This window comes from Formosa sp. S-31, from assembly GCF_051172795.1.
In the GTDB taxonomy this organism is placed as follows: Bacteria; Bacteroidota; Bacteroidia; order Flavobacteriales; family Flavobacteriaceae; genus Formosa.
On sequence record NZ_JAENDK010000002.1, the window covers coordinates 35792 to 54600 of the forward strand.

General features: G+C 37.6%; 16 protein-coding genes. 7 read left to right on the plus strand and 9 right to left on the minus strand.

Translation table 11 applies throughout. The features are described from left to right. Positions 1-25: 25 nt before the first annotated feature. The 3 genes from I3217_RS00365 to I3217_RS00375 are packed head-to-tail and all read left to right on the plus strand — an operon-like array spanning position 26 to position 7304. Positions 26-1477, plus strand: coding sequence for a glycoside hydrolase family 28 protein (locus tag I3217_RS00365; RefSeq protein ID WP_435048546.1), 1452 nt, complete (start codon positions 26-28; stop codon positions 1475-1477). A 2-nt stretch (positions 1478-1479) separates the two neighbouring features. Continuing rightward, complete coding sequence (locus tag I3217_RS00370) at positions 1480-5106, plus strand: DUF4450 domain-containing protein (RefSeq protein ID WP_435047736.1); 3627 nt, start codon at positions 1480-1482, stop codon at positions 5104-5106. 35 nt (positions 5107-5141) lie between these two features. Then, positions 5142-7304 (plus strand): hypothetical protein, encoded by a 2163-nt coding sequence (locus I3217_RS00375; protein ID WP_435047737.1) that lies wholly within the window; start codon positions 5142-5144, stop codon positions 7302-7304. Between the two features lie 81 nt (positions 7305-7385). Here I3217_RS00375 and I3217_RS00380 read toward each other — a convergent pair whose 3' ends face one another. The 6 genes from I3217_RS00380 to I3217_RS00405 form a co-directional block, all read right to left on the minus strand. Next, a complete protein-coding gene (locus I3217_RS00380) occupies positions 7386-8585 on the minus strand; it encodes a glutamate-5-semialdehyde dehydrogenase (protein WP_435047738.1) in 1200 nt (399 codons plus the stop codon). A 9-nt stretch (positions 8586-8594) separates the two neighbouring features. Next, positions 8595-9380, minus strand: coding sequence for a glutamate 5-kinase (gene proB / locus I3217_RS00385; protein WP_435047739.1), 786 nt, complete (start codon positions 9378-9380; stop codon positions 8595-8597). After that, positions 9370-10179: a pyrroline-5-carboxylate reductase gene (proC, locus tag I3217_RS00390; protein ID WP_435047740.1), complete on the minus strand. Its 810-nt coding sequence runs from the start codon at positions 10177-10179 to the stop codon at positions 9370-9372. The genes proB and proC overlap by 11 nt, the downstream gene beginning before the upstream one ends. A 353-nt stretch (positions 10180-10532) precedes the next feature. Beyond that, positions 10533-10664, minus strand: coding sequence for a nuclear transport factor 2 family protein (locus I3217_RS00395; protein ID WP_435048547.1), 132 nt, complete (start codon positions 10662-10664; stop codon positions 10533-10535). Between the two features lie 257 nt (positions 10665-10921). Next, positions 10922-11659: a DUF6090 family protein gene (locus I3217_RS00400; protein WP_435047741.1), complete on the minus strand. Its 738-nt coding sequence runs from the start codon at positions 11657-11659 to the stop codon at positions 10922-10924. Positions 11660-11783: 124 nt separating this feature from the next. Beyond that, complete coding sequence (locus I3217_RS00405) at positions 11784-12626, minus strand: AraC family transcriptional regulator (protein ID WP_435047742.1); 843 nt, start codon at positions 12624-12626, stop codon at positions 11784-11786. Between the two features lie 79 nt (positions 12627-12705). On the opposite strand from I3217_RS00405, the gene I3217_RS00410 reads away from it, so the two are divergent. The 4 genes from I3217_RS00410 (at position 12706) to I3217_RS00425 (ending at position 15342) form a co-directional block, all read left to right on the plus strand. Continuing rightward, positions 12706-13101, plus strand: coding sequence for a DoxX family membrane protein (locus I3217_RS00410; protein WP_435047743.1), 396 nt, complete (start codon positions 12706-12708; stop codon positions 13099-13101). A gap of 2 nt (positions 13102-13103) precedes the next feature. Then, the gene (locus tag I3217_RS00415; RefSeq protein ID WP_435047744.1) at positions 13104-13949 is read left to right on the plus strand and encodes an MBL fold metallo-hydrolase; all 846 of its coding nucleotides are present in this window, start codon (positions 13104-13106) and stop codon (positions 13947-13949) included. Positions 13950-13982: 33 nt separating this feature from the next. Beyond that, positions 13983-14930, plus strand: coding sequence for an aldo/keto reductase (locus I3217_RS00420; RefSeq protein WP_435047745.1), 948 nt, complete (start codon positions 13983-13985; stop codon positions 14928-14930). A gap of 289 nt (positions 14931-15219) precedes the next feature. Next, complete coding sequence (locus tag I3217_RS00425) at positions 15220-15342, plus strand: hypothetical protein (RefSeq protein WP_435047746.1); 123 nt, start codon at positions 15220-15222, stop codon at positions 15340-15342. Positions 15343-15529: 187 nt separating this feature from the next. Here I3217_RS00425 and I3217_RS00430 read toward each other — a convergent pair whose 3' ends face one another. The 3 genes from I3217_RS00430 to I3217_RS00440 all read right to left on the minus strand — a co-directional run bounded on the left by I3217_RS00430 (position 15530) and on the right by I3217_RS00440 (position 18690). Further along, on the minus strand, positions 15530-17281 hold the full coding sequence (locus tag I3217_RS00430) for an amidohydrolase (protein WP_435047747.1): 1752 nt from the start codon (positions 17279-17281) through the stop codon (positions 15530-15532). A gap of 69 nt (positions 17282-17350) precedes the next feature. Continuing rightward, a complete protein-coding gene (locus tag I3217_RS00435) occupies positions 17351-17974 on the minus strand; it encodes a dihydrofolate reductase family protein (protein ID WP_435047748.1) in 624 nt (207 codons plus the stop codon). 272 nt (positions 17975-18246) lie between these two features. Then, entirely contained in the window at positions 18247-18690 is a 444-nt protein-coding gene (locus I3217_RS00440; RefSeq protein ID WP_435047749.1) for a DUF423 domain-containing protein, read from the minus strand. Positions 18691-18809 lie beyond the last annotated feature (119 nt).

The window sequence follows — 18809 nt, forward strand, 5'->3', positions numbered from 1 at the left end:
AATTTTAAACTATTTAGCATTGAAAGTGAAATTATTGTTGTTAGTATTTGTATTCTGCTGTCTATCCTGTAGCACTTCTAATAAACAGTCTGAAACTAAGGATTCTAAGCCTGGATGGGTGGAACAAGTCGGGGCAGAAGTTCCTGTTATACAAGATTCTCTATTTTATGTTAACGATTTTGGAGCTGTGAACGATGGACAAACTTTAAATACTGAAGCCATTCAGAAGGCCATTGATGCTTGTTATAAAAATGGAGGAGGCACCATTGTTTTTAAATCAGGATTGTATTTGTCCGGTTCTTTATTTATTAAGGAGAATATACGGTTTCGAGTGGATAAAGGAGTTACGCTTTTGGGGAGTGAAGATATAAATGATTATAAGATTATAGATACTCGGGTTGCAGGTGTAGAAATGAAATGGCCTGCAGCACTTATCAATGTTAGAAACCAGAATAATGTAATTATTGAAGGTGAAGGGATTATCGATGGCCAGGGTAAGGTGTTTTGGGATTATTACTGGAAACTTAGAAAGGACGTTTACGAACCTAAAGGACTTAGGTGGATTGTGGATTACGATGCCAGACGTCCGCGCACCATTTTAATATCTGATGCTAAAAATGTTGTACTTAAAGATTTGCAACTTCAAAAAGCAGGGTTTTGGACTGTTCAGATTCTGTACTCAGAATATATTACTGTAGATGGGCTTACAATTAAAAATAATATTGGAGGACACGGGCCTAGTACCGATGGCATAGATATAGATTCATCTAAATGGATACTAGTTAAGAATTGTGATATTGATTGTAACGACGATAATTTTTGTTTAAAAGCGGGGCGCGATTGGGATGGTTTACGGGTTAACCGACCTACCGAATATGTGGTGATTAAAGATTGTATAGCAAGACAGGGAGCAGGCTTATTTACTATAGGCAGTGAAACTTCCGGAAGCATTCGTCATGTGTACGTATCGAATATAAAAGGTTTTGGGACAAAGAATGGATTGAATATTAAGTCGGCCATGACACGTGGAGGAACCGTTGAAGATGTCTATCTGGAAAATATTAAAATGGATAGCGTCGGTACTTTTATAAAGGTATCTATGAACTGGAATCCTACATACAGTTATTCTAAATTACCAGAGAGTTATGATGCTGAGACGATACCTGAACACTGGAAAAAGATGCTTCAGACAGTAAATCCGGAAACTAAAGGGATTCCAGAATTTAAAAATATAACACTTAAGAATATAAACATAAAAGGGGCTAAAACAGCTGTAAATGTAAATGGTATGGCCCAATCTATAATTGAAAACATAAGTCTGAATAACGTGTCTATTGAAGCAGAAACAGCAGGAACAATTAATTATAGTAAAAACTGGCACTTAACTAATGTGGTTTTAAAAACTAAGGATAGCTCAAAAGTTAGCTGTAGTAATGTTTCAGAGGTTCTGTTTACAAATGAAAATTACACGTATTAGTTATGTTTAGAAATATTGTATTTAAATCCCTGTTTATTTTCTGGATTTTCAGTTGTTGTCAGCTTAGCGCACAAAATCATCCGGGAGTCTGGCACGATACTATACGGTCTTTGCATTATAAACCGGACGGAGATAGTTTTGTGTTGGTTAAGGGAACAAGAAAGTTTAACAGGGCTATTTATGGTACAAATACAGGTTTTCGTCTGGAGACAGGCGATTTGCCAGAATTTGCTATGTATTTGCCTGGTATGGGCGGCAATTTTAAATTGGGTTTTGCTCGAGGTGATAAAAGTAAATGGATAACAGCCGCAGACAGTATTAGTACACGATATCTTCCGGGAACCATGGTGTACGAGATCAGAGACGCCCTGCTTAAGGAAGGTTTTATTACGGTTCAGGTTGTGGCCTATGCGGATCGCGAAGGTTTTCTGGCGAAACTGACGACTAAAAATATTCCGGAAAACATCGACTTGTACTGGGCTTTTGGTGGTGCGAGTGGTAAAAAATTTCATCGGGATGGAGATATAGGTGCAGATCCCGAATCGGTATTTTATCTACAGTCTGATTATTGTATAAATAATAGTTATACTGTACGGGACAGTAGTTTTAAACTAGATTTTGGCTCGGAAAACAATAAAGCGAAAACAGGTAATAACCGGCATATTGTTGGTTGTTTTCCGCCATCTGAAGTAAAAATGACGAGTGCCGAACATCAGGAGTCACCTTCAGATTTGTTTGCTTCAAAAGCCGATACCTTACCAGTAATTTCAGGGAAATCAGCCTTAAAATTGGAAACCAGTTTATACTGGTCGTTTCAGAATAATGGAGCCGTTCTAGATCAGGGACAGGATGTTCTTAAGTTGGATTTTGAAAAGGGGGTGGAAAAAATGAAAGTTTTACGATCTCGAGTGAAGCTTAAAACTCCGGATCCTTACATCAATGCACTTGGCGGTGCTCTGGCTGTTGCTGCCGATGCTATTTACGAAGATCCGGCCTATTTACACGGTGCCGTAGCCTGGCGTATGCATCTTAATGCCTGGCGCGGGGCTTATGTTGCCGATCCCTTGGGATGGAAAGATCGTGCCGAAAGTCATTTCATAAGCTATGGTAAATCACAGGTGCTGCAACCAGAAACGGGGCCGGTAGTTTTAGATAGCTCACGGAATTTTGCACGTCAGAAAGAAGTTCTGGGGACTGCTATGTTTAGTAAGGGATATATAAGTCGACGACCGGAGAATAATACCATAGCGCATCATTATGATATGAATTCGGTGTTTATTAATCAGTTGCTACGTCATTACCTGTGGACCGGAGATCAGCAATTTATTAAGGAGTTATGGCCGGTAGTAAAACGCCATCTGGAATGGGAAAAACGAAATTTTGATGTGGACGGAGATGGTTTGTATGATGCCTATGCCTGTATCTGGGCCAGTGATGCGCTGCAATATAGTGGAGGAGGTGTAACTTATGCTTCGGCTTATAACTATAGTGCTAATAAAATAGCAGCTAAGATTGCTGAAATTATAGGAGAGAATCCCGCGCCTTATATTAAAGAGGCTAAGCTTATAAAAAAATCAGTGCAGGAGCAACTATGGGTGTCAGATAAAGGTGTGTTTGCAGAATATAAAGATGCATTGGGAAACAGATTGCTACATGATTATCCGGGACTTTGGACCGTGTATCACACACTGGATGAAGATTTGGCTGATGCATTTCAGGCTTATCAAATGCTGGATTATGTAGATCGGGAGATTCCGCATATTCCTGTTGTTACTGATCAGCCGGAACATAAAAACATGTTTTTATTATCTACTACAAACTGGCATCCGTATACCTGGAGTGTAAATAATGTGGCTCTGGCCGAAAATTTACATGGTGCTTTAGGTTACTGGCAAGGTGGAAAACCTGAAAAGGGCTTTCAGATATGGAGAAATGCGCTTATTGAAAGTATGTATTACGGGGCATCACCAGGCGGATTTCAGCAGTTATCTTTTTACGATGCTATTCGGGGCGAATTATATCGTGATTTTGCCGATCCTATAGGCATGGCTGCACGGTCTCTGGTAGAAGGTTTATTTGGTGTCCGACCTGATGCTACAGAAAAGGCATTAACAATTATTCCTGGTTTTCCGGACGATTGGGATTTCGCAGAGTTAGATATCCCTGATATGGAGTATAAATATTCAAAATCGGGAGATGTTACGGCTTTTCAATTTAAACCAAAATTTGATACTAAATTCAATTTAAAACTTATAATAAAAGCCGAGGCAACTTCTATTAAAAGCATCACAGTAAACGATAAACCTCTAAGTTGGAAGGTAGATACAACAGCCATTGGACATCCTAAAATCATTCTGGAACATCCGTATCATTCTTATTATGATATAAAAATAGTTTGGGCAGGAATGCCTCTTGAAAAAATTACTGATAGTATAACGGTGTTTCCGGAAAGCCCATTTGTTTTCAATATGTCGAAGGCCAGGATAATAGATGTACATGATCCGCAGCGGGTATTAAAACATATGGATTTTAATGCAGAGGAATTAAAAGGGGAAGTGAATAAGCTTGGTGGAGATAAAACAATGTTTGTGCAATTACAGCAGGATGAAATGCAATGGTGGCAGCCGATGAATATTCGAATTAAATCTAAATATGAAATTGTGCAGATAGATGAAAAAAAAGAAAGTTTTGATCTCTTAATAAAGAAAGATGAAATGTCGAGAGTTAAGGCTGTAAAACTAAATGGCAATACTATGGAGTTCAAGGTTTCAGTATCTAATACTAATATGTATCTCAAAATGCCACAAGCAAATTGTGTACCAGGAACTAATCAGGTTGAAGTGCTTACTGAGGATGATAGTTTTAAATTAACATTTCAAAACTGGAATTTAAAGTTAAGGCCTCAGGAATCTCAGGATGTTTTAGATATCCAGACTTACTTTAATGCCAAAGTCACGGATGTTTTTCAGCAACAGTACTTAAGTCCGCGACCTACATCACCAACGCTACAATTACCAACACAAGGGATTGGCAATTGGTGTTATCCTTATATTCAACCTGTAATAGATGATACGGGATTAAGGACAAAAGCAGCTTTAGGTACCATAAAATCTTTACAGGACATACCATTTAACTTGCTGGCTGGACAGAGCAATAATATTGCTTTCACTTCGATGTGGGATAATTATCCTGAATCGATTAAAATTCCGCTAAGTGGTAATGCATCGCATGCCTATTTTCTAATGGCAGGAACCACAAACCCTATGCAAACCAGAATGACTAACGGTGTGGTTAATGTTGTATACACCGATGACACTTCGGAAACTTTGGAACTTAAAAATCCAGAAAACTGGTGGCCTATAGAACAAAACTATTATACAGATGGTTTTGCGTTTACCACGGGAGCTGTAAAACCACCAAGGTTATATTTAAAATCAGGTGAATTTATAGATAATTTTAAAGATTTTAAACCTATAAAAGGATTTTCAGATTTTGGTGTAGACGGAGGAGCAGCCACGCTTTTAGATTTGCCTTTAGATGAAACCAAAATTTTAAAGCACCTGGAAGTAAAAACTCTGGCAAATGATGTGGTAATTGGCCTTATGGGGGTTACTTTAATTCGGAATTAATTTATGAACTACAAAACAAACTAACCTTTAATACTATGAGAAAATTATATGCGCTTTTTGTGCTATGTATTATCATGCCAAACTTATGGTCCTGTAAAGACAAAGTTGAAGAGCAGTCTGAATTGCAGCCTGAAAAAATAGATAGAAAAGCATTGGTGTCTCGTCATAATGTAAACATTAAAACATTAGATACTTTAGCTTCTTTGTCGGTTGGTAATGGGACTTTCGCTTATACAGTTGATGTTACGGGGATGCAGACTTTTCCTGAATATTATAAAGATGGTATGCCCTTAGGAACACAATCGGAGTGGGGATGGGACAGTCACCCTAATACCGAGAATTACAAATTTGAAGAAACTTTAGTAGATTATAAACAGAATGGCAGATCTGTGTCTTATGCTATTCAGAATAAAATTTCGGAACGCACCAAAGCCGCAACAGAATTCTTTAGGTCGAATCCGCATCGCCTTCAACTAGGAAATCTGGGGTTGGAATTATTTAAATCCAATGGCGAGAAAGTTGAGCCTTCAGATATTAAAAACATTAATCAGAATCTAAATCTTTGGACGGGGGAGATTAAAAGTGAATTTACAGTTGAGAACGTACCTGTGGTTGTCTGGACCAATTGTCATCAGGAGCAAGATGTTATTGGGATTAAAATTCAATCGGAATTAATTCAGAAAAAGCAATTGCGAGTTCGTGTACGTTTTCCATATCCCACAGGAGCATGGACCGATTTGGCAGCACAGTGGGAGGGTGTAAGACCCTATAAAAGTGAAATAGCAAAAGTGTCCGAACAGCAAGCGATTATATCTCGTGCTCTGGATTCGTTACAATATCAGGTGGGCTTGCAATGGAAAGGAAAAGCAAAACTTACAAAACAAAAAGACCATTATTTTTTGTTACATCCTGAAGACAACGACACATTCGAATTTACGTGTCAGTTTTCCGAGTCAGTAATAAATAAATTGATTAGCTTCGATGCGGTACAAATCAGTAGTAAAACCGAATGGGACCGTTTTTGGAAAAGTGGAGGAGCTATAGATTTTCAAGGCAGTACAGACCCCAGAGCCGATGAGCTGGAACGCCGTATAATTTTGTCTCAATATCTTACAAAACTACAATGCACAGGAACTTTACCACCACAGGAAACCGGACTAACCTATAATAGCTGGTACGGAAAACCTCATTTGGAAATGCATTGGTGGCATGGCGTTCATTTTGCCTTATGGAACAGACCGGGATATCTGGAACGTACTTTACCCTGGTATAATCGGGTGTTTAAAAAAGCAAAGCAATTAGCAGAACGGCAGGGGTTTGCTGGCGCTAGGTGGCAAAAAATGACAGATCCTTATGGAGATGAAGGACCATCGTCTGTGGGAGCATTCTTAATCTGGCAACAACCACATTTTATAACCTATGCCGAATTAATGTACCGTACTAATCCAACGCCTGAAACACTGGAGCTGTATAAAGAACGGGTATTCGCTACAGCCGATTTTATGGCTAGTTACCCTAACTTTAATACAGAAAAGAACAGGTATGAATTGGGGCCACCGGTAATTGCAGCCCAGGAACGTTTTAAAGCTGTAGAAACTTATAATCCAACTTACGAACTGGCGTATTGGCACTGGGCGCTAAAAACAGCTATTGCCTGGAAAACACGATTAGATGAAACACCGAATCCTGACTGGCAAACCGTGTTAGATGGCCTGTCTCCATTACCAATTCAGGACGATAAATATTTAGCAGCCGAAAGTGCGCCTGATTCTTATACTAATATGGAATACAGAACCGATCATCCGTCAGTTTTTGGAACCTATGGTATGTTACCGGAATCGGAATTACTGGATAAAACCATTATGAAAAATACTTTTGACTGGATCTGGAATAACTGGGCCTGGGAAGAGACCTGGGGATGGGATTTTCCTATGACTGCAATGACAGCAGCGCGTCTTGGGCAACCGGAAAAAGCAGTTGATGCCTTGTTTATGGATATTAAAACCAATACCTATCTTAAAAGCGGACACAATTATCAGGAAGGGAGATTACCCGTATACTTACCAGGAAATGGCGGTTTACTAACAGCCGTAGCCATGATGTGTGCAGGTTGGGACGGCTTGGAAGAGCACAACCCTGGTTTTCCTAAAGATGGCACTTGGACGGTAAAATGGGAAGGGCTGTCTAAAATGTTTTAAGAGAAAAGATAAGATGATTTCAAACAACAAAGGCTACCCTATGGGTAGCCTTTTGTATTTATATGAAATTTTCAGAGGGTGTTACACGCGAACGTGTCCATCTCCAAAAACGTAGTATTTATTCGTAACCAGTTCTTTAAGGCCCAACGGACCTCTGTGGTGTAATTTATCGGTACTGATAGCCAATTCGGCACCAACTCCCATTTTACCGCCATCGGTAAAGCGGGTAGAGGCATTCTGGTATACTGCCGCACAGTCTACATTTTCCATAAAATGAATAGCTTTTTCTTTACTGTTTGTCATTATGGTAGCAGAGTGTCCTCCGGAATAGGTGTTTATTTTAGAAACAGCTTCTTCCAAGGAATTAACCGTTCCGATACAACATTTTAAAGCCAGAAACTCTTCGTGCCATACAGCTTCGCTCGGCACTAAAGCTTGGTCTTTAAGAATATTTTGAGTTTCAGAATCTACTAAGATGGATACGTCTTTTGCTATTAATGTAAATTCTAAATCTTTTATTTTTTTCTCGTAGTCTGGAATGTCTTTATGGATAAGTATTTTGTCTAAAGCATTACAGGCCGAAATTTTATCGGTTTTAGCATTTAAAATCACCTTAAGGGTTTTCTCCCAGTCGGCGGTTTTATCGATAAACAGGAAGTTATTTCCGCGTCCGCTTACCAGCACAGCACAGCGTGCATGTTCTTTTACAAACTGAATTAAGCGTTCTCCGCCACGCGGTACAATTAAATCTAATTTCTCAGACGGGTTTTTTAAGAATTCCTGTGTCTCTTCGCGGTTTAATGTTAATAGCTGAATATAACTGGTGTCTAAACCATGCGTTTGTAATGCCTGATGCCAGAATTCAACTAAAACTTTATTACTGTTTATGGCTTCTTTTCCGCCTTTTAATAAAATTTTGTTGTTGGCTTTAAAGGCCAGTACAGCAGCTTCTATGGTAACATCTGGACGTGATTCGTAAATAATCATAATGGTACCAAAAGGCGCTGTTTTATTGGTTATTTCCAAGCCGTCTTCTAATAATTTATGCGAGATGGTTTGTCCAATAGGATCGTCTTGTAGCATGACTTCTTTAACTGCGGTTATCATGCCATCTATCTTTTTGTCATCTACGATTAACCGATCGTACATGGCCTGGTCGTCTTTATTAAATGCTTCTAAATCTTTCTTGTTCGCGCTTAAAAGTTGTGCTCTGTTTGTGTCCAGTAACTGGATCATGGTTTGAAGCACATTATTTTTTAAGTCGGTTTTTAATAATTTCATGAGTGTTTTTTAAATTTCTACTTTGGTTCCTACGGCTTTACCTTCTATAATATCTATTATGGTATTTTCGTTTTTACCGTTGGCAATTATGGTAGGGATATTTTTTGCAGCTGTTTTCTTGGCATAATTAAGTTTAGATAACATGCCGCCTCTACCTTCAGCTTCGCCTTTATTACTGTCGCTTATAAAATGATTCACATTTTCATCGATACCTACCTCTTCAACAAGAGAAGAATCGTCTGCTTCCGGATGTCCGTCAAATAAACCGTCTATATCAGTTAGAATAATCAGTTTATCAGCATCGATAAGCTCAGCAATTAAACTGGCCAGCTCATCGTTATCGGAAAACATGGCGTGTGAAAGCGATACTGTATCATCTTCATTAGCGATAGGGATTACACCCTCAGCTAATAAATTCATATAACAATTTTTCATATTTCTTCGGTGTTCTCCCGGATCAAAATCGTTTTTAGTAGGTAAGACCTGGGCACATTTCATCCCGTAATCATGAAAAATATTATAGTATAAGCGCATCATACGCGGCTGTCCGATGGCAGAATATACCTGCCGTCTGGATGCCTGATCTTCGATTTCTGAATGCCCTAAGACTTCCATTCCGGCTATAACAGATCCTGAAGAGACTAACACCGTTATAATGTCGCGCTCGTATAGTTCGGCAATTTGCTTAACCAAGCGGTCTAAAACCGGACGTACGATTCTATTGTCTTTATTTGTCATTACGTTAGTTCCAACCTTAATGACAATCTTTTGCTTGTATTTTTTATTATTTGTCATCGGCACCAAGTTCTACAGCTCTGTTAAATGCAGCAAAGGCCGCTTCTTTTATAAGCTCGTTAACATTATTGTCATCCATACTGTCTAATGCAGCTCTTGTGGTTCCACCTTTTGAGGCAACACGTTCCATCCAGCTAGTAGGAGATAAATCGCTTTGGTTGAATAAATCGACAGCGCCAGTAAAGGTTTGACTGACTAATACTTTAGAATCGTTTTTAGAGAAGCCCATTTGGAGTGCGGCTTCCATCATACTTTGCATAAAGTAAAATACATATGCCGGACCACTACCAGAGATTCCTGTAGAGGCATCAATAAAGTTTTCGTTGCTAACCAGAATAGATTTACCTGTCGTATTTAAAAGGTTTTCAATAGTTAACAATTCAATTCTTGATACCGCATCAGAGGCTGTATACGAGGTTAAGCCTTTACCAACTTTAGCTGGTAAATTAGGCATGGCTCTCACCACTTTTGCCAGGTCTAAAGCTTTGTGAATGTGTTTAATGGTTACTCCTGCCATTAAGGAGATTACAATTTGTCCTTTGGTTACTAAAGGTGCCATTTTTTCGAATAGATCGTCTGCATGATAAGGCTTAACGGCTATAAAAATTAAATCGGCCTGTGGTACACAGTCTTTAGGATCTTTGAAGACGTCGAAATGAGAGACTTTATTAAGACTTTCTATTTTCTCATCCGAGTTGTCCAGAATCATGATATTTCTCTTTTTAAGAAGTTTTGATTTGGACATGGCTTCGGCATAGGTAAGTCCCATATTTCCCGCTCCAATTACTAATAATTTCATTATTATTTTTTTAAGTTAAAATTAAATATACCTACATAATACTAAAATATGTGAGTTATCAAAATCTGAGCCGTTTAATGCTGATTTTGAGGTGGTTTTTTATTGGTTTTCTAAGGTTTTAACAGAAAGTATAGAGGATTAGTAATAGGGAGGATTTATAGTTTGTATAGATAATCTTTATGTTAGAAGCACAAAAAATCCGCTTGACCGGAGCCAAGCGGATTAAAGATAATAACAATTAATCAAACGAATTATTAGTTGCAGTTTAGTAAACTTCCTCAGCTAAAATTTATTCAGAATGATGATTTTTTGGAAAACAAATCAAATTATATTTCAAAGCTTTGTTTTGAACATTATTCCCGAGGTACTGAAGCATGAATTTGTACAATGGCCCAGGATTTATTTCGTTTTTCCAGAACACCTGTAATACGAATATCATTTAATTTCAGGGCGTCTCCTAGTAGTATCAGACTCCAGTCAGTAATATCGGTAAACCGGGCTGTTTAACCAGTTGGACTTTAAAAATACAGTCAGTTTTTTAGAAAACGGATGTAGAATAGGAATAAAATGAAGCCTAAGGTTAGTCCTTAAATTTTTACTGTAATAGAGATTGTTTATAGGGGTAATTAGTGCTTGTTCTTTTTTGATTTAAGTATTTTGTAATCAATGTATTAAAGTGTTTTATTTTGACTTTAAATTTAATATGTTAATAGGTTGTTTTTAAGCTGTTTGACAGGTTGGTTTAATCGGTTTTAAGGGTTTTATCGATTGCTTCAATAAGGGTTCTGGTTTTTGTTTGTATCACTTTTATGGCTTTTAGTGTATGGTGTTTCCGGTACAAATTTGCACGGAGTCTGTTGTTGCCGCTTACTGTGGAAATCTGATTAATTAAATATGATTTCTGTTCCTGTTCAGAATTTATAAATGGAAAATCTTCATGAAGATACATGAGTTCGACATCAGGATTGTAATACCAGTATTCGGCCTCTTTAATAGTAAGATCGCGTTCAAAATTCAGGTAAGTATCAAACTTGTTCTTTACTGTCGTGTAATAGGTGCTAATGTCGTTGTATACATTTGCATGTGCTTCCAGATTCGGAATGTTATCATTTATAGCTTTGTTGTAGGCTCTCGCATTTATTTCTACCATATCGTACAAGGGCTGTACCAGACTTACCAGAGAATCTAAGTTAAAAGTGTCGTAAGTCTGATGTTTGAGTAATATGCGTTTTCGGTTACAGCGGTCTTCAAGAAACAGTATGTAATCTTCAATTTGAATAGCATTTAATTGTAAATCTGCTTTTATTTCAGCTAAGTTCTGGTAGGCCAGAGTTCTGTTTTGGGCTCCCAGATTCATATTGTTTATTTTTAAGGCAATTAAAATACCTATTACTACCAGTATAATTTCTCCTGCGGCATAGAGTAGATATTTTTTTATTTTATGTTCTCTGATTAGTTGCTGTTTAATTCGATGTAACAATGTTGTTATATTCAGAATTTTAGAATGATGTGATTGTTACTAAGTTACTTAAAAAAGGTAATGAATGTAATGGTAATTTATGTGTTATGAATAAAATGAAGCTTAGGACGTTAGTACAGCATATTTAGTCTAATTCAGCTTTTAATTCCATTAAAGATTTTCCCGACTGTCGTTTAACAAACTTATGCAGGTGGCTTTCGTCTGTAAAACCAAAATCAAGTACCAGTTGTTTCGAACTGCGTTGTCCGTTTTTTAAACGTTGTTCCAACAGGCTAAAGCGGTATTCCTGTATGTATTCTTTTAAGGAGGTCCCAACCTTGTCTTTAAAGTAAATACCAATGTAATTAGGGGACAGGTGGAAGGCCTCTGCAATACGTTGCTTAGTAAGAAATTTTGGCTGATAGATATGTAACGCAATATACTCCAAAAGGGCTTCAGTGCTGTTTGCCTGTGGTTTTCTTTCACTTATGTTTCCGTCACAGTCCAGATTCCGTTTAATGATTAAAACCAAAGCTTTGAAATGCTGAAAAATGATTCTTCTTCCCAAGAGGTCGGTTTTCTCATATTCATCAGCAATTAAAGTCATGAGGAGGTTTACGTGCTTAATATCGTTATTGAGTTTTAATATATTGCCGTTTTTACAATTTCGGGATTTTAAAATAGCATCTATGGTACGATTCCATTCCCCGGGATTATCAACATCCTTAGTGTCTAAATAGAAGTTGGTAAACTTGACATAAATAAAACGGGTGCGTTTTTCAATTTGAAATTCATGCTCGTCTTCCGGACCTAAAACATACAGATGACCTTTTTTATAAGGCATACTTAAGCCGTTTAACTGATGAACTCCGGAACCTTTCATGATGTAAATAATCTCAAAATGATTGTGATTGTGTAAGGGATGATTCCAGATGTCGGTTTCCAGGTCGGCGACTACAAGGCTATTGAATTGTTTATAACGCTCCATAGTTTAAAATTACAATATTTTCATTAGTTTTTACAAAAAGCTTACCGTTAGTATTGCCGAACTTTGATTAAAAATTGTAATGAAGAATCCTTTGATGCATACAGCTGTACTGGTACGTTTACCGCTGGCTATTAGTTTTTTAGGCCACGGACTGATTCGTTTGCCTAAATTATTTCAGTTTGCCGCCGGAATGGAGGCCGCTTTCGAAGCTACTATATTGCCGGGAATTGTAGTCTATGTTTTTGCACTGATTCTGCCGATTATGGAGCTTGTGCTTGGAGTTTTATTACTTTCAGGATTTAAGGTCAGACAGACTGCTAGTGTTGGCGTACTTTTAATGTGTGTATTAATTTTAGGTTCTGTGTTTCAGGAAAACTGGTCGGCTGTTGTCATTCAAATGTTTTATGGGTTATATTTAACTGGGCTGTACGGTTTAAGTGAAGCAGCTTATGTTCCATGTAATTTAAAAGACTAGCTATGAATTTAAAATACGATATAAAACAATGGCTTCTGGTACTTATGCTCTTAAGTACCGCTATACTGCGAGCCAAAGATATTGAAACCATAAAGGTGAAAGACAATGTGTATATGGTTGGCGATCGCACGTATTCCTTGTTTTATATTACAGATTCCGGGGTGATTGTTATTGACCCCATCAGTGAGAAACATGCTTCGGCAACGCTTAAAGCTATAAAAGGATTAACGAGTTTACCGGTAACGCATGTGTTTTACAGTCATAATCACTGGGATCATATTCGGGGTGCACAGGTCTTTAAAGCTCAGGGAGCAACTATCATCAGTCACGCAGAAGCTAAGGCTCAGATAGCTACGAATACTGAAGTAGTTTTGCCGGATGAAACCTGGGCGGGGACTTCGACGCACTACAGCATTGGAAATAAAACACTGGAACTGTTTTATTTTGGGAAAAATCACGGCAACGGGATGACCGTATTTCGGTTTCCAGAGCATAATATGGTATTTACAGTAGATCTGGTCGTTCCCGATAGGGTATTGTATGCCTATCTGCCGGATGCCAAACCTAAAGCATGGGTAGAGAGTTTAGCGCAAATAGATGCTTTGGCTTTCGATACTTTACTGATGTCGCATGTACGAGCTGTGGGGAGTCGGGACGATTTACACATTATGCAAGGTTATTTTAAGGCTTTGTATGCCGCTGTTCAGGCGGAGTTGGATAAAGGTACTAACCTGTTCGATATTCCGTATTCGGTAAAGCTGCCACAATATAAACACCTTATGAATTACGAGGTGTGGCTGCCCATGAACGTGTGGCGCATCCTTATGGAAAAATCCATAGGGCAATAATTTTAAATAGTTTAATAATTAGATAGATAGAACATGAAAAAGATAATCATAGGAGAAACCGATTTAGAAGTAGCTCCAATAAATTTAGGAGGCAATGTATTTGGATGGACTTTAAACGAGAAACAGTCTTTTGATATTCTGGATGCCTTTACGGCTGAAGGTTTTAATTATATTGATACAGCCGATATGTATTCGTACTGGGTAGATGGTGGAGCAGGAGGGCAGTCGGAAACTATTTTAGGACAGTGGATGAAATCCCGTGGTAATCGCAAGGATGTTATTCTGGCCACAAAAGTGGGCGGACAAACGGGAGTACACCCTGTAGATACCAGTAAAAAACACATTCTGGAATCGGTAGATAAATCACTGCAACGCCTGCAAACCGATTATATCGATTTGTATTATACGCATTTCGATGACGAAAAAACGCCGGTAGAGGAAACACTGGAGGCTTACGATGACATTATAAAAGCGGGAAAGGTACGTTATATCGCCGCTTCGAATATAGCACCGGAACGTTTAGTGGCTTCTTTTGAAGCCTCGGAAAAATACGGATTACCTAAATACCAGGCTTTACAGCCACATTATAATTTGGTGGAGCGTGCGGGTTACGAAAGCACCTATGCCCCGTTAGCAGAACAGTATAATTTAAGTGTATTTCCTTACTGGTCGCTGGCTTCCGGATTTCTAACCGGAAAATATCGCAGTAAAGACGATCTTAAAAAGAGTGTGCGCGGAGCCGATGTAGAGAAATATTTAACCGATAAGGGATTATCGATTTTACAGGCGCTCGATGCTGTGTCTAAACGTTATAACAGTACGCCGGCAACGGTGGCTCTGGCCTGGCTATTGGAGCAACCTCATATAGCTGCCCCTATAGTAAGTGCAACCAGCGAACGCCAGTTGCAAACCCTGTTCGATGCACCAAAATTGACACTCGATTCCGAAGACTTGAAATTACTGGACACTGCGAGTAAATAAATAGCTGCAGTCTGGAAAGTGAAATCCCCGAACATGGTGTGGTGCTCGGGGATTTTTTATTTTATAAATCAGGATATTGTTGACAGGTTTGTATTAACTGTAAAGCTTTATTTTAGAAATTTCATTTATATTTTAAATCAATATATTCAATTCCAGATACTTTGTTTTCATTGTGCTTAAAGCAAAAGCAGAAGCCGCAGCAGTAAAAACCGAATAGTCGAATGCGCCTTTTACACCGGTAGAAAAACTCATGGATAAACCAAATACTAAAAGCAGGTAACCACTTAATTTGGCAAACAATTCTGTTTTAAAACCTATAATCAGGAATATGGTAAATACAATTTCGGCAGTAGTGGCTATAAGTCCTGCCGCAGATATTAATGATTCCGGAAGCCAGGGATTTATGACCTGAGTATAGGTTAAAAAGTTATCCCAGTTGCCCCAGGTTGACAGGTCTTTGCTCCAGAGCCCAAAGCGGTCGGCTACGGCCGATAAAAAGCTGAAGGCTAGAGCGCTTCTTAAAAAATAAAGTTTTATGAGGTTTTATTTCATATTTATATTTTTTTGTCCATTAACACCTTTTCATCTGAATATAGGAGCTATTCATTCGCTTTATAATACTCGCCTTTATATACGACGCCGTTAATTTTAATATCCTTAATTTTAATTGGGTCTGTTTTAAAAGGGTTATCTTTCAAAATTGTAAAATTTGCACGTTTACCAATTTTAATAGAACCAATAGAGTCTTCGAGGTTAAGGGTTCTTGCTGCTGAAATGGTAATGCCTTTTATTCCAGTAAATATATCTATACGTTGATCCTGTGAAAATTTACTGTGTTCGGCAGTTTCTCTGTTAATTGCAGTCCATGCCAGAGTTAAGGGTTCGGCCGGTGCCATTGCAAAATCTGAATGAAAGGAAACAGGAATACCCCTATCAGTTAATTCTTTTATCCGAACCAGGTTTTCTGCGCGTTCTTTTCCTAAGCCAAACGCTGAATATTTATCAGCCAAAGCCCATAAATAGTATGGGTTTACCGACGATTCTATGTCTAGGTCTTTAATTTGCTGGGCAATATCTGCGTCAAAATACCCCATATGGTGTAAAGTAAATCTGTGGTTTTCTCTAGGATATCTTTTTTGATCATCCGAATTAAAATCTATAACCTGCTGGATACCCAGATCGCCATTGGAGTGTACATGAATTTTATAATTGTTATCCCAGTAAAAACTTAACTGTTCTTTAAACAAAGAAAGTGGTAATGTCATCCATTGTCCTTTAAATGCATCACCTATGTAGGGGTCTTTCATTTGCATAGCCAAAGAATAAATAGCCCCGTCCGAAAATAACTTTACTTGATTGGGCAGAAATGTAATGTTACTTGTGTTGTATTTTAACGGTAAAGATTTTATCATCTCCAAAGCCTTTTCATTACTATTGTCATTCATGCCATATAATTGCGTCCCATTTGGAATCAGGTATACATCATAAGGTGGATTTTTGTCCATTTCTTCTTTTAGTAAATTATATTCCATTTCGAAGTTGGAACTAGGAAACCCGGGTTCATTAATAGTGGTGATACCATTTCGTAACATCAATTGAGTCATTTTTTGTAACCCCTCTCTATAGGATTGCGGATTTATCAATTCAGAACCGATAATTGGCACTAGTGCCAGCCAACCTCCTTCAAAAAAATGTCCATTTAACCAGTCGACCTGCGGATTGTTTTTATAATCATCTTCTTTTATTTTAAATAATTCTATAGCCTTATCGTTTAGGTATATTTCATGAAAAGAACGATGTATTACGCCCACTGGTTTGTCGGGTGATAATTCATTTAACATTTTTCGGGATAAGTCTCCATGCCATAATTGATGGTAACCCCATATAAAAAGCATTTTGTTGGATTTCGCATTTTTATCTATGGCCTCGGTAAGTCTTTTTTTGTATTCTTCGGGAGTTTTAGCTGCTTTTGAAACGCCATCTGGTTTATGCCAGTCGTGTGGTGCGATAGTTATATTAGGTAACATGATAGCTGCAATAGATGGATGCAAATGAGGTTCTATAAAACCAGGTAAAAGCGTTTTTCCTTTCAAATCAAATTTTGCAGTAGGAGAGAAGTTTTTTTCTGCAGTTTTTAAATCACCTACATAAATAATTTTTCCATCAGATTCAATTACGGCTTCGGCATATTGCGGTCGATCTCCTTCCATTGTAATGATATCTCCATTAAAAAACAACAAGGAAGAGGCTTTTGTTTCGCCTTCGGGATTTACTTCCTTTTTTAAGGACCCGCTGCATGAAGCATTTAAAATAGAAATAAGGACGATCTGTAAAAATAAGACTGGTTTCATAAGGTCTGGATTTTGATTTTCGAAATTATAAGTTGTGGGTTTTAGAGACTTTATTATTGGAGCTGTGAGTTATTTTTTTTGCGTCAACTGATATCTGATATGGGTGGTCAGGTTCGACGGTATGACTTCCGATATTATAATGTCGTATTTGTCTTTATCTATACTTTCAAACAGTCGAATGCCGCTGCCTAGAAAAACAGGAGCAATATGTATAAAACATTCGTTTATAAGTCCGGCATTCAGAAATTGCTGAATGGTGTTTGCTCCACCTTGAATTCTAATGTCTTTATCCTGTGCCGATTGTTTTGCTTTTTTCAAAGCACTCATAATTCCATCGTTAATGAAGTAAAAAGTAGTCGTTCCGTTTTGAATCCAGGGGGCGCGTTGTTCGTGAGTCAGTACATAAACATCTGCTTCAAATAAATCTTCAGCCCAATGGACTTCACCTTCTTCATACATGCGTTTTCCCATAATATAAGCACCGGTTCGAGCAAATACACGTTCAATTAGTTTACCATCGGCACTGTCTTCATCGCCGCCTTCAGCTTTAATGTGTTTCCAGAAAGCCTTTTGTTTAAACATCCACTGGTGTAGTTTTTCAGAAACACCACCCATGGGATTTTCAGGGCTTCTGTTTTCACCCGCAAAGAAACCATCCAGAGATATGGCGCAGTCGAATATTACTTTGCTCATAATGTTTAAGTAAAAGCTTGTGGTTTGTATTAGAGTTTGATTTTTTAGCGATTTATAATTTGATTATAAATGTTAACTGGAGCTGGTAATTAGTTTATGGCAAAACAGGAGCATATAAAATCAATGTAATTAACCCTGTTTAATCTTTCCTTTTTATGAGTTTTTAAAATGCTATGAACTGTAATAGTTTACCTGCTCTTTAGTCAATCCTAAAGTTACTATCTTTTACTATACAAGTCTAAAGGAGCTATGGGCGGTTGACAAACGTTATTTTAAAGGTCTAATATTTCAGTTATTAGGGTTTTGTATTTTTCAGTATCCTTTTTAAATTTTCTATTAGCTGCAATCCAAAGAACTATTCCTAAAGCGATTATTAGTCCACCGAAAATGTAATTTTTTGTTGTTAGGAATAATCCAAAAACAAGTCCTAAACCAAAAATGATATGAATAAATAGTATTAAACGAATTAAAAAATGCTGATTAAATGAGATTTCCATATTCGTGTCATTCTCTACATTATCATTTAATAGTTTTCCGTTAACAATAGTCCAATTTTGAAAAACCATATAAAAAGGGTAGAGAATTCGTTTTCTAAAACTAAAAGTTGTCGGCTTTTTTTCGTCAAATACAAAGCCTCCGATAGAATTAAGTTCAGATTTTAATCTCTCAATAATTTCTTTGGGTCTCTTTTTTATTTTAAAATTCCAATTTTCCATTCTTCTTAGTTTTAATGTTTGCCAACCTTGTAATAAAGAAAATTAATCATTAAAAAGATGGCTATAGCGCTAATGTTGTTAACCAAAAACTACCCATTATTTTAGTTTTTTAACGTTCA